The organism is Stakelama portus (assembly GCF_003171655.1).
GTDB lineage: Bacteria > Pseudomonadota > Alphaproteobacteria > Sphingomonadales > Sphingomonadaceae > Sphingomonas > Sphingomonas portus.
The window spans coordinates 773,634-788,200 of the sequence record NZ_QFZL01000001.1; the positions used below are offsets into that span (position 1 = coordinate 773,634).

The 14,567-nt window shown below is 62.4% G+C and carries 15 protein-coding genes; 6 read left to right on the forward strand and 9 right to left on the reverse strand.

The annotated features are described in order from the left end of the window. Positions 1 to 31 precede the first annotated feature (31 nt). The 4 genes from rpoD to DKB74_RS03585 are packed head-to-tail and all read right to left on the reverse strand — an operon-like array spanning position 32 to position 4,880. Positions 32 to 2,056 (reverse strand): RNA polymerase sigma factor RpoD, encoded by a 2,025-nt coding sequence (rpoD, locus tag DKB74_RS03570; protein ID WP_109806698.1) that lies wholly within the window; start codon positions 2,054 to 2,056, stop codon positions 32 to 34. A gap of 42 nt (positions 2,057 to 2,098) precedes the next feature. Beyond that, positions 2,099 to 3,964 carry a DNA primase gene (gene dnaG / locus DKB74_RS03575; RefSeq protein WP_109806699.1) on the reverse strand — a complete coding sequence of 622 codons (1,866 nt, stop codon included), beginning with the start codon at positions 3,962 to 3,964 and terminating at the stop codon, positions 2,099 to 2,101. Further along, on the reverse strand, positions 3,964 to 4,371 hold the full coding sequence (locus DKB74_RS03580; protein WP_109807098.1) for an endonuclease domain-containing protein: 408 nt from the start codon (positions 4,369 to 4,371) through the stop codon (positions 3,964 to 3,966). Before DKB74_RS03580 ends, dnaG begins: the two co-directional genes overlap by 1 nt. Before the next feature lie 53 nt (positions 4,372 to 4,424). After that, positions 4,425 to 4,880, reverse strand: coding sequence for a GatB/YqeY domain-containing protein (locus DKB74_RS03585; RefSeq protein WP_109806700.1), 456 nt, complete (start codon positions 4,878 to 4,880; stop codon positions 4,425 to 4,427). 130 nt (positions 4,881 to 5,010) lie between these two features. Between DKB74_RS03585 and carA the strand changes: the two genes are divergently transcribed. From carA to DKB74_RS03610, 5 genes are all read left to right on the forward strand, one after another. Next, on the forward strand, positions 5,011 to 6,174 hold the full coding sequence (gene carA, locus DKB74_RS03590; protein WP_109806701.1) for a glutamine-hydrolyzing carbamoyl-phosphate synthase small subunit: 1,164 nt from the start codon (positions 5,011 to 5,013) through the stop codon (positions 6,172 to 6,174). Next, a complete protein-coding gene (locus DKB74_RS03595) occupies positions 6,174 to 6,611 on the forward strand; it encodes a hypothetical protein (RefSeq protein ID WP_109806702.1) in 438 nt (145 codons plus the stop codon). Before carA ends, DKB74_RS03595 begins: the two co-directional genes overlap by 1 nt. A 1-nt stretch (position 6,612) precedes the next feature. Then, on the forward strand, positions 6,613 to 9,948 hold the full coding sequence (gene carB, locus DKB74_RS03600; RefSeq protein WP_109806703.1) for a carbamoyl-phosphate synthase large subunit: 3,336 nt from the start codon (positions 6,613 to 6,615) through the stop codon (positions 9,946 to 9,948). Between the two features lie 83 nt (positions 9,949 to 10,031). Beyond that, positions 10,032 to 10,508 (forward strand): transcription elongation factor GreA, encoded by a 477-nt coding sequence (gene greA / locus DKB74_RS03605; RefSeq protein WP_109806704.1) that lies wholly within the window; start codon positions 10,032 to 10,034, stop codon positions 10,506 to 10,508. 40 nt (positions 10,509 to 10,548) lie between these two features. Beyond that, a complete protein-coding gene (locus DKB74_RS03610) occupies positions 10,549 to 11,154 on the forward strand; it encodes a rhomboid family intramembrane serine protease (RefSeq protein ID WP_239987353.1) in 606 nt (201 codons plus the stop codon). 22 nt (positions 11,155 to 11,176) lie between these two features. On the opposite strand, the gene DKB74_RS03615 is transcribed toward DKB74_RS03610, so the two are convergent. The 5 genes from DKB74_RS03615 to DKB74_RS03635 form a co-directional block, all read right to left on the reverse strand. Next, positions 11,177 to 11,398: a DUF4170 domain-containing protein gene (locus DKB74_RS03615; protein ID WP_109806706.1), complete on the reverse strand. Its 222-nt coding sequence runs from the start codon at positions 11,396 to 11,398 to the stop codon at positions 11,177 to 11,179. A gap of 96 nt (positions 11,399 to 11,494) precedes the next feature. Then, positions 11,495 to 11,845: a hypothetical protein gene (locus tag DKB74_RS03620; RefSeq protein WP_239987354.1), complete on the reverse strand. Its 351-nt coding sequence runs from the start codon at positions 11,843 to 11,845 to the stop codon at positions 11,495 to 11,497. Between the two features lie 27 nt (positions 11,846 to 11,872). After that, positions 11,873 to 12,163 carry a hypothetical protein gene (locus DKB74_RS03625; RefSeq protein WP_109806707.1) on the reverse strand — a complete coding sequence of 97 codons (291 nt, stop codon included), beginning with the start codon at positions 12,161 to 12,163 and terminating at the stop codon, positions 11,873 to 11,875. After that, positions 12,160 to 12,513 carry a phage holin family protein gene (locus tag DKB74_RS03630; RefSeq protein ID WP_109806708.1) on the reverse strand — a complete coding sequence of 118 codons (354 nt, stop codon included), beginning with the start codon at positions 12,511 to 12,513 and terminating at the stop codon, positions 12,160 to 12,162. The genes DKB74_RS03625 and DKB74_RS03630 overlap by 4 nt, the downstream gene beginning before the upstream one ends. A 19-nt stretch (positions 12,514 to 12,532) precedes the next feature. Next, positions 12,533 to 13,075 carry a hypothetical protein gene (locus tag DKB74_RS03635; RefSeq protein WP_239987355.1) on the reverse strand — a complete coding sequence of 181 codons (543 nt, stop codon included), beginning with the start codon at positions 13,073 to 13,075 and terminating at the stop codon, positions 12,533 to 12,535. Between the two features lie 148 nt (positions 13,076 to 13,223). Between DKB74_RS03635 and eno the strand changes: the two genes are divergently transcribed. After that, positions 13,224 to 14,498, forward strand: coding sequence for a phosphopyruvate hydratase (gene eno, locus DKB74_RS03640; RefSeq protein ID WP_109806709.1), 1,275 nt, complete (start codon positions 13,224 to 13,226; stop codon positions 14,496 to 14,498). Positions 14,499 to 14,567 lie beyond the last annotated feature (69 nt).

The window sequence follows — 14,567 nt, forward strand, 5'->3', positions numbered from 1 at the left end:
CGGCCCGTGATCTGTTCGGTGCCAGCGCGGCTTACTGGTCGAGGAACGACCGCATCTTGCGGCTGCGGCTCGGGTGCTTGAGCTTGCGCAGCGCCTTGGCCTCGATCTGACGGATACGTTCGCGGGTCACGCTGAATTGCTGGCCCACTTCTTCCAGCGTGTGATCGGTGTTCATGCCGATGCCGAAGCGCATGCGCAGCACACGCTCCTCACGCGGGGTGAGGCTGGCGAGAACGCGCGTGACGGTTTCCTTCAGGTTCGCCTGAATCGCCGCATCGACCGGGATGATCGCGTTCTTGTCCTCGATGAAATCGCCCAGGTGGCTGTCTTCCTCGTCGCCGATCGGCGTTTCGAGGCTGATCGGCTCCTTGGCGATCTTCATCACCTTGCGCACTTTTTCGAGCGGCATGGAGAGGCGCTCGGCCATTTCCTCGGGCGTCGGCTCGCGGCCCTGTTCGTGCAGGAACTGGCGGCTGGTGCGGACCAGCTTGTTGATCGTTTCGATCATGTGCACCGGGATACGAATGGTGCGCGCCTGATCGGCGATCGAGCGGGTAATCGCCTGACGAATCCACCAGGTTGCATAGGTGCTGAACTTGTAACCACGGCGGTACTCGAACTTATCCACCGCCTTCATCAGACCGATATTGCCTTCCTGGATGAGGTCGAGGAACTGCAGGCCGCGATTGGTGTATTTCTTGGCGATCGAGATCACGAGGCGGAGATTGGCCTCGACCATCTCCTTCTTCGCGATGCGCGCTTCGCGCTCGCCCTTTTGCACCATGTTGACGATGCGGCGGAATTCTTCGAGCGCCATGCCGGTCTGCTGCGAAATCTCGGCGATTTCGTTGCGGATGCGATCGACGGCATCGGCTTCGTTCTCGGCAAAGGCCGCCCATTTCTTGTCGATCACCCTGACCGTATCGAGCCAGCTCTCGTCGAGCTCATTGCCCATATACTGGTCGAGGAAATCCTTGCGCTTGACCTTGTGACGCTCGGCAAGGCGCAGCATCTGGCCGCCCAGCGCGGTCAGGCGCCGGTTGAAGCTGTAGAGCTGGTCGACAAGATATTCGATCTTGGCCTGGTGGAACTGGACGCTTTCCACTTCCGCGGTCAGATCCTCGCGCAGCTTCTGATATTTGCGCTCTTCGGCAGCCGAAAGCTCGCCGCCCGCCGCCATCGCGTCGAGCCGCTGCTGCTGCATCTTCGAGAATTTCTTGTAGATCGACGTGATGTTGGCGAACTTCTCAAGCGCCTGCGGCTTGAGCGTTTCCTCCATCTGAGCAAGGCTCAGCGTATTGTCCTCGTCATCGTCGTCCGATTGCCGCTGGGTGCGGCGCTCGGTCATCGAATCCTCTTCGTCGTCGGCCGATTCCTCTTCGGGCTCTTCTTCTTCCTTGAAGGAAGGGCCGGCGTTCTTTTCGCTGATCTCGCCGTCGTCATCCTCATCGTCATCAGTGAGGTTTTCAGGCGCCGGATCCTTGGTCAGCATCGCGTCGAGATCGAGAATCTCGCGCAGCTGCATTTCGCCGTCGTTGAGCGCAGTCGACCAGTCGATGATCGCATTGAAGGTGATCGGCGATTCGCACAGGCCCAGAATCATCGTGTCGCGACCGGCTTCGATGCGCTTGGCGATGGCGATTTCGCCTTCACGGCTCAACAGCTCGACCGCGCCCATCTCGCGCAGATACATGCGCACCGGATCGTCGGTGCGGTCGACCGTTTCCTTCTTCTTGGTCTCGACCGGCGGCGCGGAGCCGTCATTGCCCGAATCGACTTCCTCGGGCGTGTCCTCTTCGGGCTCGGCGTCCTCGCCGGCATCCTCATTCTCGACGACATTGATACCCATGTCGTTGAGCGTCGCCATCACGTCCTCGATCTGCTCGCTAGACATCTGGTCCTGCGGGAGCATCTCGTTGAGCTGATCGACGGTGATGTAGCCGCGCTTTTTGGCGCGCGCGATGAGCTTCTTGATCGAGCCTTCGTTGAGATCGATCAGCGGCGCGTCGCCCGTTTCATTCGTTTCCGACGCTTCCGCCATATTCGCCTTCGCCATCAATAACCCTCAGAATGGAGACGGCGCTTATTTTACACCGCCCTAATCGTCAAAATCGTCGTCGTCCGCAAGTATCAGATTCGCGAGACGCGCCTGAAGTTCCTGTCGCTGCCGCGAAAGGGCCACTTGCCGGGCGAATGCTTCCTCCGATCCGTCGCGATCCAGCATCGCTGTCGCTTCGGCAATCGCGGCCTCCACTGCCGGCTGCGCCACCATCACCGCGATCGCTTCATTCAGGTCCGCACGTGCCCTTGCTTCATCCGTCGTCTTGCGGGTGAAGGAAAAAGGCAATGTGTCGGCTCTCAGAAGCTCAGCTGCGACCGTATCGAACCCGGACTGGGCCAATATGGTGAGGATTCGGTCGCTATCAAGCTGTCGGGCTTCGAGCGCGACGTCGATCACTGCGGCGAACAGCCGTTCGAGCGCGCCATTGCCGATGCGAAGCGATCCCAGCACTTCCATATGCCGCGCGATTTCCGCCGGATGCCGGATCAGCCCCGCCAGAACCGCACGGGCGAGCATGGGGTCGAGTCCCGAGGCATGGACCCCGCGCGCGATCGTGCCCACCGGCGGGGGAGGCGGCTTCCAGTTGCCGCCGCGCTTTCCGCCGCGCGGGCCGTCATAGCCGCGCGGTTGATATTGGCGGGCGGGGCGGGCGAAGAGATCGTCGAAACGGCGACGAAATTCGGAGACATATTCGTCGCGGACCATCGGATCGCCGATCGTCTGCGCCAGTTCGGTGACGCGTCGGCGCAGCCCGGCGCGCCGTTCGGGCGTGTCTATCGGCTCTGCGGCGACTTCGTGGTTCCACAGCCGCTGCGCGAGCGGCTCGGCCTTTCCCAACAGCGTTTCGAACGCCCCGGGACCGGCGCCACGTACCAGATCGTCGGGATCCTGTCCGTCGGGGAGCGTGACGAAGGCAAGGCTGCGTCCCGGCTGTAGCATCGGCAGCGCGCGGTGGGCGGCACGGATCGCGGCCTTTTGCCCCGCCGCGTCGCCATCGAAGCACAGCAACGGAACATCCGCCATACGCCACAGCCGGTCGAGCTGATGCTCGGTCATCGCCGTGCCGAGCGGCGCCACGGCTTCGCCGAACCCCGCCTGTGCCAGCGCGATCACGTCCATATAGCCTTCGACCGCGATGATCCGGTCGGCCTTGCGCGCAGCGGCCTGGGCGCGGTGAAGGTTGAAGAGATTGCGCCCCTTGTCGAACAAAGGCGTTTCGGGGGAATTGAGATATTTGGGCTCGCCATCGCCCAGGATGCGTCCGCCGAACGCGATCGTGCGTCCGCGCGCATCGGCGATGGGGATCATCAGCCGGCCGCGGAACCGGTCATAGGGTTCCTTGCCATCGACCGCGATCAACAGGCCGGCTTCGACCAGCATCGCATCGCCATATTCGGACAATGCCTGCCGCAGCTTACTGCGCGAATCGGGGGCATAGCCCATGCCGAACGCGCGTGCGGTTTCCGCCCCGATCCCGCGCCGTTCGAGCATCGCGCGCGCCTGTGCGCCTTCAAGCCCGTGAAGCTGTTCGACGAACCAAAGTTGCGCGTCCTCCATCGCTTCGCGCAGTCCCTTGGCGCGGCGATCCCGCTCGACCTGATGCCGGTCCTGTGCGGGCATATCGAGCCCTGCGACCTGCGCAAGTTCTTTGACGGCATCGATAAAGGGCAGGCCGCGCTGATCGGTCATCCATCGGATCGCATCGCCATGCGCGCCGCAGCCGAAGCAATGGTAAAAGCCCTTGTCGTCATTGACGTAGAAGCTGGGCGTTTTTTCGTTGTGGAACGGGCAGCAGGCACGAAATTCCTTGCCCGCGCGCTGAAGCTTCACCGATTTGCCGATGAGTGCCGAAAGCGTCGTGCGATTGCGCAGTTCGTCGAGGAATTGCGGGGAGAGGGACACTAACTCCCCCTCCCGTTAACGGGATGGGGCTGGGGGGTGGGCTCACGCTCACGGCGTTTCTCTGCAGCAGCGAGGATCGCTTCCAATACCCCATCCATGTTGGTCATAACGTCGCTGTTCCAGAAGCGGATCACGCGAAACCCCTGCGCTTCGATTCGCCGCGTGCGTTCGGCATCGGATTTAGCATTGTCGAAATGCTGGCTGCCGTCGAGTTCAACGACGAGCTTCTCGCTTCGGCACATGAAATCCGCCACGAAGCCAGCCACGGGCATCTGGCGGCTGAACTTCAGGCCGCCGAGTTGCGAGCGGCGCAACCTTGCCCAGAGAAGCTTTTCGGCTTCGGTTGCGCTGTTGCGAAGTTCCCGCGCCTGCGCCGTTGGTCTTTCGAGTCGATAGCGTGGGCCCACCCCCCGACCCCCTCCCGCCTGCGGGAGGGGGAGAGCAGGAGGCGCTTCTTCGCTCACCCCGCCAGTGCCGCCTTCACCAGGCCGCTTGCCTTGCTCATGTCGAGTTCGGTGCCGTGGCGCGACTTCAGTTCGGCCATCACCTTGCCCATGTCCTTCATGCCGTTGGCGCCGGTTTCGATCTTGATCACTTCGATCGCGTTGCGGGTTTCCTCCTCGCTCATCTGGGCGGGAAGGAAGCGTTCGATCACGCCCACTTCGGCTTCTTCGGCAGCGGCGAGTTCCTCGCGGTTGCCCTTGCGGTACATGTCGATCGATTCGCGGCGCTGCTTCACCATTTTCTGCAGCACCTCGATCACCAGCGCGTCGTCGTCGGTCACCGGGGCGCCGGTGCGCGCTTCGATGTCGCGATTCTTGATCGCGGCCTGAATCAGGCCGATCGTCGCCCGGCTTTCCTTGTCGCCTGCCTTCATCGCCGCAATCTGGGCGGCCTTGATATCGTCTCGGATCATTTTGTCTCTCGGGTGGAATCGGAATTGATTGTTGATAGCGATGCTGGGCGGTTGACGCGAGTGGGTAGCGGGGGTAGCGGGCGAGCCTTAGCGACATCGCGACAAAACCCAGTAGGAGTGCCCGCCCATCATGGCCGACGCCAAACGCATGCCCATGCCTGAAGGAGCCACGGGCGTATTGGTTCTGGCATCGGGGGATGTGATCTGGGGGCGCGGATTCGGTGCCGAGGGGCAGGCGGTCGGCGAAGTCTGTTTCAACACCGCGATGACCGGTTATCAGGAAGTGATGACCGACCCCAGCTATGCCGGGCAGATCATCACCTTCACCTTTCCGCATATCGGCAATGTGGGCACCAATGCCGAGGATATCGAAGCCGACGATCCCCATGCCTTGGGCATGATCGTGCGGCAGGACGTGACCGAACCGAGCAATTTCCGGTCGGTCGAACGACTCGATGCATGGATGGCGGCGCATGACCGGATCGGCCTGTCGGGCGTCGATACCCGCGCGCTCACCCGCCGCATCCGCGAAGGTGGCGCGCCCAATGGCGTGATCGCGCATAGCAGGGACGGCAGCTTCGATATCGATTTGCTGCTCAAGATGGCGCGCGACTGGCCGGGGCTGGAGGGCATGGACCTCGCCAAGGTAGTGTCGTGCGAAATGCACCATGGCTGGGAAGGCGGTCCTTGGGAGCTGGGCAAGGGCTATGGCCCCGAAGGCGCCGAGGATCACCGCCCGCATGTCGTGGCGATGGACTATGGCTCAAAGCGGAATATCTTCCGCAATCTCGTCGCGGCTGGCGCGCGCGTCACCGTGCTGCCCGCCACCGCGAGCTTCGACGAAGTGATGGCGCAGGAGCCGGACGGCTTTTTCCTGTCGAACGGCCCGGGCGATCCCGCCGCGACCGGCGAATATGCGGTGCCGGTGATCCGCAAGATGCTGGAAACCGGCAAGCCGCTGTTCGGCATCTGCCTTGGCCATCAGCTGCTCGGGCTGGCGGTGGGTGCGCAGACGACCAAGATGTTCCAGGGCCATCGCGGCGCCAACCATCCGGTCAAGCGGCTGAGCGACGGCGCAGTCGAGATCACCAGCATGAACCACGGCTTCGCGGTCGAACGCGAGAGTTTGCCGGAAAATGCCCGCGAGACGCATGTGTCGCTGTTCGACGGATCGAACGCGGGCATCGAACTGACCGACAAGCCCGCTTTTTCCGTGCAGTATCACCCCGAGGCAAGTCCGGGGCCGCAAGACAGCTTCTATCTGTTCGAGCGGTTCGTGGAAATGATGGGGTGATGGTGCGGCGCACCCTGATCGGGATTGCCGTACTTGTGTTCGCCGCCGATGCTTATTGGTTTTTGAGCGGTCCGCTGGGATCTGACGGAAAGCAGGTGGAATGGTTGCTGTATATGCCTGAGCTTGAGTCGTATCAAACCGCACATCCGGAAAATTTCCTGACAGCTTCTGAGAGGTGGGACGAGCGCCTTCCGGCCGAAGCCGTAGTTACCGATCCCGACATTCTGGAGCCGATGATGCGGCACCGGGGGCGGGACACGTCGCCGCTGTTCGCGAGCCTGGTGGCGTGTCGCCCCGCGGCCGTTCAAATCGATAGTCGCGACGATGTCGTCGAAGACATGCCGCCGCGCTATATTGTCGCCGGCTCTCCCCATATTCGCACATGTATGCAGAAGGCGCTTCCTGCCGGGTACGTTGCCAAGGAACTAGCTGAGTAAAATGCCCAAACGCACTGACATCTCCTCCATCCTCGTCATCGGCGCCGGTCCCATCGTGATCGGCCAGGCGTGCGAGTTCGATTATTCAGGCACGCAGGCGATCAAGGCGCTCAAGGAAGAGGGCTATCGCATCGTCCTGGTCAATTCGAACCCGGCGACGATCATGACCGATCCCGAGCTGGCCGACGCGACCTATGTCGAGCCGATCACGCCCGAAATCGTCGCCAAGATTATCGAAAAGGAGCGGCCCGACGCGGTCCTGCCGACGATGGGTGGCCAGACCGCGCTCAACACCGCGCTGGCGCTGTTCCGCGACGGCACGCTGGCAAAGTTCGGCGTCACCATGATCGGTGCCGATGCCGAAGCGATCGACAAGGCCGAGGACCGGATCAAGTTCCGCGACGCGATGGACAAGATCGGCCTCGAATCCGCGCGTTCGCGCATCGCGCACAGCATCGAGGAAGCGCTCGACGCGCTCGAATTCACCGGCCTGCCCGCGATCATTCGTCCCAGCTTCACCATGGGCGGCACCGGCGGCGGTGTGGCGTATAACAAGGACGAGTTCCTGAAGATCGTCGCGGGCGGGCTGGACGCCAGCCCGACCACCGAAGTGCTGATCGAGGAATCGCTGCTCGGCTGGAAGGAATATGAGATGGAAGTCGTCCGCGACCGCGCGGACAATGCCATCATCGTCTGTTCGATCGAGAATATCGATCCGATGGGCGTCCACACCGGCGATTCGATCACTGTCGCGCCCGCGCTGACGCTGACCGACAAGGAATATCAGGTGATGCGCAATGCCAGCATCGCCTGCCTTCGCGAAATCGGCGTCGAAACCGGCGGTTCGAACGTCCAGTTCGCGGTCAATCCCAAGGATGGCCGCCTGATCGTCATCGAAATGAACCCGCGCGTGTCGCGTTCGTCGGCGCTGGCGTCGAAAGCGACCGGATTCCCGATCGCCAAGGTCGCGGCAAAGCTGGCGGTCGGCTATACGCTCGACGAAATCGAGAACGACATTACCGGTGTCACCCCGGCATCGTTCGAACCGACGATCGATTATGTCGTCACCAAGATTCCGCGCTTTGCCTTTGAAAAGTTCAAGGGCGCCGAGCCGACGCTGGGCACTGCGATGAAATCGGTTGGCGAAGTCATGGCGATCGGTCGTTCGATCCATGAATCGCTGCAAAAGGCGCTGCGCGGCCTTGAAACCGGGCTTTCGGGCTTCAACACGGTCGACCGGCTGGTCGGCGCGCCGCGTCCACAGATCGAAGCGGCGCTTGCCGCGCCGACGCCCGACCGGCTGCTGGTCGCCGCACAGGCGATGCGCGAGGGCTTCAGCCTCGAGGATATCCACGCGATCACCAAATATGATCCCTGGTTCCTGCAGCGCATTCGCGAAATCATCGATGCCGAGGAAGATGTCGCGGCCAATGGCCTGCCGCGCGATGCGGCGGGCATGCGGCGGCTGAAGTCGATGGGGTTTTCGGACAAGCGGCTCGCCTATCTGGCGCTCAAATCGGCCAATATCCGCGAAGGGCTGGAACGCGGCGCTGCGCGCGGCGGGGGCCTGGTCCACGAAGCGGTCAGGGCGATGACCGGAGGCGTCACCGAAACCGAAGTGCGCGCGCTGCGCCACAAGCTGGGCGTGCGTCCGGTGTTCAAGCGGATCGACACCTGCGCCGCCGAATTCGAAGCCAAGACGCCCTATATGTATTCGAGCTATGAAGCGCCGAGCTTTGGCGAGCCCGAAAATGAAGCGATGCCTTCGGACCGCAGGAAGATCGTGATTCTGGGTGGCGGTCCGAACCGGATCGGGCAGGGGATCGAGTTCGATTATTGCTGCTGCCACGCCTGTTTCGCACTGGCGGACGCGGGCTATGAAACGATCATGGTCAATTGCAATCCGGAAACGGTGAGCACCGATTACGACACGTCCGACCGCCTTTATTTCGAGCCGCTGACTGTCGAGGATGTGCTGGAAATCCTGCACGTCGAACAGTCGAAGGGCGAATTGCTGGGCGTGATCGTCCAGTTCGGCGGCCAGACGCCGCTCAGCCTCGCCGCGGGCATCGAGGCCGCCGGGATTCCGATCCTGGGCACGTCGCCCGATGCGATCGATCTGGCCGAGGACCGCGAGCGGTTCGCCAAACTGGTGTCGAAGCTGAACCTCAAACAGCCGTCGAACGGCATTGCGCGCAGCCGCGAAGAGGCGATCGCGGTTGCCGAGCGGATCGGTTATCCGGTGCTGATGCGCCCCAGCTTCGTGCTGGGTGGCCGCGCGATGGAAATCGTCGACGGGCGCGCGCAGCTTGAGGAATATATCGAAACTGCGGTGCAGGTTTCGGGCGATGCGCCGGTGTTGATCGACCAGTATCTGCGCGATGCCGTCGAAGTCGATGTCGATGCGCTGGCCGACGGCACCGATGTCGTCGTGTCGGGCGTGCTTCAGCATATCGAGGAAGCCGGTGTCCATTCGGGCGACAGCGCCTGCTCGATCCCGCCCTATAGCCTGCCCGACGATATCATCGCCGAAATCGAGCGCCAGACCGAAGCGCTGGCGCGTGCGCTCCACGTCAAGGGGCTGATGAACATCCAGTTCGCGGTCAAGGATGGCGAAGTCTATCTGATCGAAGTCAATCCGCGCGCTAGCCGGACGGTGCCGTTCGTTGCCAAGGCGATCGGTGCGCCCATCGCCAAGATCGCTGCGCGCGTGATGGCAGGCGAAAAGCTGGCCGACATGCCGGCGATCGATCGCGCCATGGATTATGTCGCGGTGAAGGAAGCCGTGTTCCCCTGGGGCCGCTTCCCCGGAGTCGATCCGGTACTGTCGCCCGAAATGAAATCGACCGGCGAAGTGATGGGGCTCGATCGCGATTTCGGCACTGCCTTTGCCAAGGCGCAGCTGGGGGCAGGGGTGACTCTGCCCACCGGCGGAACCGTGTTCGTCAGTGTGAAGGACAGCGACAAGCCGGTGATCGTGAAGGGCGTTCGCACGCTGATCGAGGCGGGATTCAAATTCGTCGCTACCGGGGGCACGGCCGATTATCTCGCCGAACAGGGCCTCGCGGTCGAGAAAGTGAACAAGGTCGCGCAGGGACGCCCGCATATCGTCGACCGGATCATGGATGGCGATGTCGCGTTGATTTTCAACACGACCGAGGGTTGGCAGTCGCTGAAAGACTCGGCGTCGATCCGTGCTTCGGCGCTGGCGCAGAAAATTCCCTATTTCACGACCGCTCCCGCCAGCAACGCAGCGGCGGAGGCAATTGTGGCGCTCGCGCGGCAGAGTCTTGAAGTACGCCCCCTACAGGCCTATTATTCGCGTTCGCACAATTAATCCCCACAACCGGCGTTGATGTGCGGGCGGCCCCATTGGGGGTCGGCTGGTGGAGGGGACGTCTCTAGACGAAGGACGAATTTATGGCGACTGTCGACAAGATGCCGATGCTGGCCGAGGGCTATGACAAGCTCACGGCGGAGCTGAAACGGCTGAAGGCGGAACGCCCGTTGATTGTCGACGCGATCGAGGAAGCGCGCGCGCATGGCGATCTTTCGGAAAATGCCGAATATCACGCGGCAAAGGAGCGTCAGGGCCAGGTAGAGGCGACGATCGCCGATATCGAGGACAAGCTGTCGCGTGCGCAGGTGATCGACCCCACCGAGCTTTCGGGCGACAAGGTGATCTTTGGCGCGACCGTGACTCTGCTCGACGAAGACGACAAGCCGGTGCGCTATCAGATCGTCGGCCAGACCGAGGCGGATGCCAAGACCGGGCGGATCAGCTATAATTCGCCGCTCGGCCGCGCGCTGATCGGTCGCAAGGTCGATGACGAAGTCGAAGTGACGGTGCCGTCGGGCGACCGTTATTATCTGGTTTCGAAAATCGAATTCATCTGATCCGATGCCGTGGCGGATAGCTTCGGCGACGGGATGGCTTGTGCTGGTCACTTCGGTGATCAGCCTGCTCGTCATCCTGTTTGACCGCACCGGCTATTCTGCGATCTATGGCGGATTCATTCCCGCCCGCATCAGTGCGCCGCTTCCCGAGGGGTATTCGGCGTTGCCGGTATGGCTGACGCCGCTTAGCTGCACCTTCCTGCATGCAGGATATCTGCATCTGGGCATGAACATGCTGATGCTTGCCTTCACCGGCAGGGAGAGCGAGCGAGCCCTTGGCCCGAAGGGGCTGCTGATCCTGTACGTTGTTGGGGCCTATGCTTCTGCTGCGGCGCAATGGGCGATCGATCCGCTGGCGGTAACCCCGATGGTGGGTGCAAGCGGCGCTGCATCTGCGGTTGTCGGCGCCTATTCGATTCTGTTCGGTCGCATGGCCGCTGAACGGGTCAAGGCCATCGGGCCGATTCCTGCAGCGGTGGTCCATGTCCTTTGGCTCGCCATTGCCTGGACCGCAGTCAATTTGCTGATGTGGTGGGCGTTTGTCGGTGAGGGGCTGCAGATTGCAGCCGCCGCGCATATCGGCGGGTTCATCGCAGGATTGATTCTTGCCCGACCGTTGCTGTCCTGGCGGTGGCGGCGCGCCTGAACGGCGCGCCAGGCCGCAAGCCTCAGGCCGAAGGATCCAGATCGGGTTCCAGCAGCCGGTGCAGATGGACGATGACATATTTCATCTCGGCATCGTCCACCGTGCGCTGTGCCGCGCCGCGCCATGCCTTTTCGGCGCTGGAATAATCGGGAAAGATGCCGACGACATCGAGCGATTTTTCGTCGAAATCGAGGCCGGTCGGATCCTTCACGCGTCCGCCGAACACCAGATGCAGTTTGCTCATATATAACCTCCGGGAGATGATTGGGATGCAGCCCCGTTTCCCGAAGCGTCTAGCTGTTGCGGTGCGGCATGCAATCCCGGAAGCGTCCTTAGAGGATTAATCCGCCTTCGCAGCGGCCTTTTTCGCGGCCCCGGCGGCGGATTCCAGGATATGCGTGACGGTTTCGCGCGCCGTGTCCTTTGCCGGCAACAGCTGATTGAGCTCGGCCTTGCCCGCGTCGCGTGCGGTTTCGACCGCAGCTTTCGCACCATCGGCAAGCCGCTTGCCGACCGGGGCGAGCAATTCCTTCTCCTTGCTGTGGCGCGGGATCAGCATCCCGATCAGGACACCCACCGCCACACCGCCGGCCAGCAGGGCCAGCGGGTTTTCACCGGCGGATTCGGCAGTCTGGCGGGCACGCTCGCGGGCGTTGCCGATCACGTTCTTGCTGTTGGTCGCATCGCTCATCGCAGCATTCCTTTCATTCGATAGTATCTAACGCGACGATGTGTCGTCGGTTGCATGTTCGATCTTGCGTCGGGCCAGCCTGCGCCCGATCAGACGGCGCGAAAGCAGCAGGCCGATCGCACCAGCCGCCGTCGCGATGGCCAGCGGATGCCTGCGCACCATCGATCGCGCCTTGTCCTTCGCGCTTCCCATCGCATCCTGGGCGATGGTGGCGGGCGACAGCCGCGTCTTGACGGTGTCGAGCGTTGCCAGAAACTGCTGTTTCGCGTTGCGCGAGCGCAGTTCGGCAAGCGCGACGTCGCGTGCATCTTCGCTCATGGCTGTTTCTCGTCCCGGGGGCGAAGCGCCGCCATGATCCGGTTCCGCGCGAATATCGCGAGCCCGTAAATGCCGCCGCCGCAAAGCCCGATCACCAGCATGGTGGCGAACCCGGGCGGCATGATGAAGGACAGGCTGAAAATCATCCCGACGATCAGCCCGACCAGCGTTGCAAAGCCCAGCATCGCCGCAACGACGCCGGCAATGATGCCGTTGCGCGCCAGCGCCAGCCGCTCTGCGGCGAGCATCCGGTAATAGTCGAATTCGGCGCGGCCATAGCTTTTGCCGTCCTCGACAAGCCGCGCGAACAGAGTGCCGATGCTTTCGTCGTCGGGATCAATTGATGCCACGCTTCCCCCCGCAGCCTCTTCAGGCCTTGTCGGCGTGGGAAACGGCGTCGATCCCGGACTTGAGCAGTCGCGCGACGACGAAGCCAAGCGCGGCGGCGGTACCGACTGCGATCGCCGGGCTCTTCTTCACGAACGCGCTGGCATCGGCGATCAGATCATCGACTTCCTTCCCGCGCAGCTGATCGGAAAATCCCGAAATGCCTTCGGCGGCGGAACGCGCATATTTGCCATATTGCGGGCCCAGTTTTTCGTCGACATCGCCTGCGGCGCTGGTCATCAGCCGCGCAAATTCGTCGAGCGCGCCGGTTGCGCGCTGCTTGCCTTCATCGGCAAAGCCGCGTGCGCGATCGGCGGCCTGATTGCCGATCTTGCTGGCTTCATCCTTGATGCTGTCCTTTGCGCTGCGCTTGCCGGCGCCATCCTTGAGCGGCGCTTCGGCGGTCGCCTTGTCGGCGTCGGCCGGCGTCTTGGGGGCCTTGGCCCCTGCCTTTGCCGTACGCGAAGTGGCTCCAGCCTTGATCGGCTCAGCCGGAATTGCCTCGGGGGTTTTGTCGTCCGCCATTGCTCAGCCCTTTCCAGTGTTTCGATCAACAACCATGGCGCGCGTAACGAGTTCCCGCGTGCCTGCAATTGCCGAGCGCGGTCGAAGCCGATAAGGCGCCTTTCGTTTCGACCGACGATCCGCCTTCTCTACGTAGGGAGACCATTTCGTGACCGCAATCATCGACCTGCACGCACGCCAGATTCTCGACAGCCGGGGCAACCCGACCGTGGAAGTGGATGTGTTGCTCGAAGACGGCAGCTTTGGCCGTGCTGCGGTCCCTTCCGGTGCATCGACCGGCGCCCATGAAGCCGTCGAGAAGCGCGATGGCGACAAGGCGCGCTGGATGGGCAAGGGCGTGACCCAGGCGGTCGAAGCCGTGAACAGCGAGATTGCCGAAGCCGTGATCGGCCTGGATGCCGAGGATCAGGTCGATCTCGACATGGCGATGATCGATCTGGACGGCACGCCCAACAAGGGCCGTCTGGGCGCCAATGCGATCCTGGGCGTCAGCCTGGCCGCGGCAAAGGCGGCGGCGGATGCGCGTGGCCTGCCGCTCTATCGCTATGTCGGCGGCGTTTCGGCGATGACGCTGCCTGTGCCGATGATGAACATCATCAACGGCGGCGAACATGCCGACAATCCCATCGATTTCCAGGAATTCATGGTGATGCCGGTCGGCGCCGAGAATATCGTCGAGGCGGTCCGCTGCGGATCGGAAATTTTCCACACGCTGAAAAAGAAACTGTCGGAACGCGGCCTTTCGACCTCGGTCGGCGATGAAGGCGGCTTCGCCCCCGCGCTCAACTCCACCACCGATGCGATCGACGTCATCCTGACCTCGATCGAAGCTGCTGGCTATAAGCCGGGCGATGACGTGATGCTCGCGCTCGATTGCGCATCGACCGAATTCTTCAAGAACGGCAAATATGAGATGGTGGGCGAGGGCAAGTCGCTGACTCCCGCCGAAATGGCCGATTACCTCGCCGATCTGGCCGGCAAATATCCGATCCTGTCGATCGAGGACGGCATGGCCGAGGATGATTTCGAAGGCTGGAAGATCCTGACCGACAAGATCGGCGGCAAGGTGCAGCTGGTGGGCGACGACCTGTTCGTCACCAATCCCAGGCGTCTGTCGCAGGGCATCAAGGACGGCCTTGCCAACTCGCTGCTGGTGAAGGTCAATCAGATCGGCACGCTCAGCGAAACGCTCGAAGCCGTTACGATGGCGCAGCGCGCTTCCTATACCGCCGTCATGTCGCACCGTTCGGGCGAGACCGAGGACGCGACGATCGCCGATCTGGCGGTCGCCACCAATTGCGGGCAGATCAAGACCGGCAGCCTGGCGCGGTCGGACCGGCTGGCCAAATATAACCAGCTGATTCGTATCGAAGAAGAGCTGGGCGATGCCGCGATCTATGCCGGGCGGAGCATTTTGCGCTGATCCTTCGGGTTCAGCGGGGGTTCCGTATCACTACTGCTTGATTAAAATCGATAGTTAAGCAAGAATCAG